Source organism: Streptomyces katrae (assembly GCF_000966975.1).
In the GTDB taxonomy this organism is placed as follows: Bacteria; Actinomycetota; Actinomycetes; order Streptomycetales; family Streptomycetaceae; genus Streptomyces; species Streptomyces katrae.
In genome coordinates, this window is record NZ_JZWV01001639.1 from 1 (window position 1) to 1,438 (window position 1,438).

General features: G+C 74.1%; 1 protein-coding gene. It reads left to right on the forward strand.

Annotated elements, in window-relative coordinates:
* Window positions 1-1,411 (forward strand): discoidin domain-containing protein (locus VR44_RS39785; protein ID WP_045952574.1); only part of this gene is annotated, 1,411 nt, incomplete at its 5' end.
* Window positions 1,412-1,438: the final 27 nt, after the last annotated feature.

Here is a 1,438-nt window from a genome sequence, read left to right on the forward strand (position 1 = left end):
GACCGACTACTGGACGGGGAAGACGTACGCCGGCCCCGGATGGCTCAACGGCTACCAGGCACCCCTCGACACCCTCCCGCTCTTCGTCAAGGGCGGGGCCATCGTCCCGATGTGGCCGCAGATGAACTACAGCGGCGAAAAGCCCGTCTCCACCCTCACCTACGACATCCACCCGCGCGGCACGTCCGCCTTCGACCTGTACGAGGACGACGGCCGCACCCGCGCCTACACCACGGGCGCCTACGCCCGCCAGCACGTCGACGTCACCGCCCCTGCCTCCGGCTCCGGCACGGTCACCGTCGACGTGGGCGCCCCCACCGGCAGCTACGCCGGACAGCCCGCCTCCCGGGGCTACGAGCTCACCCTCCACGTGGCCTCGGCCCCCACCGCCCTCACCCTGGACGGCACGGCACTGACCCGCCTCACCAGCAAGGCCGCCTACGACTCCGCCACCACCGGCTGGTTCTTCGACCCGGCCGACCGGGCCGGCGTCCTCTGGGTCAAGACCGGTACCAGGACATCCGGGTTCACCGTCACCGCCACCGGCACGACCGTCCCCGCGCCCAGCCCCGTCCCGACCACCTCGTCCCCCATCTCCCCGTCCTCCTGGACCCTGCTCTCCGCCGACAGCCAGGAGACCGCCGCCGAGAACGGCGCCGCCGTCAACGCCTTCGACGGCAACCCCGCCACCATCTGGCACACCGCCTGGTCCTCCAACAAGCCGGCCGCCCTGCCGCACGAGATCCGGATCGACCTCGGCGCCCGCTACACCGTCGACGGCCTCGGCTACCTGCCGCGCCAGGACGGCGGCGTCAACGGCCGGATCGGCGGCTACGAGGTCTACGTCTCCGACACCACCACCGACTGGGGCACCCCCGCCGCCACCGGCACCTTCGCCGACACGGCGGCCGCGAAATCCGTCACCCTGGCCCCCCGCACGGGCCGCTACCTCCGACTACGGGCCCTGACCGAAGCGGGCGGCCGCGGCCCCTGGACCAGCGCCGCCGAGATCACCCTCACGGGCCGCCCCACCCCCCTCCCCTCCCACGCCACCCTCGTCAACGCCGCTTCCTCGACCTGCCTCGACCTGCCGCACAGTGCCACCGCCCCGGGCACCGCCCCCACCCTCTACTCCTGCCACGGCGGCCCCAACCAGCGCTGGACCCTCCAGAACGACGGCCGCCTCACCGGCCTGAACGACGTCTGCCTGGACGCCACCGACCCCGCCCGCATCACCGTGCAACCCTGTGCGGGCACCCCCGCGCAGACCTGGCAGCCGGGCCCCGACGGCAGCCTCCGCACGTCCGGCCAGTGCCTCACGCCGGCCGGCGGCGGCACCGCCAACGGCACGGACCTCACCCGCACCCCCTGCAAGGGCACCCCCTCCCAACGCTGGACCTTCACCCCCTGACCGGCCCCCGGCCCCGGAACCCCCTGG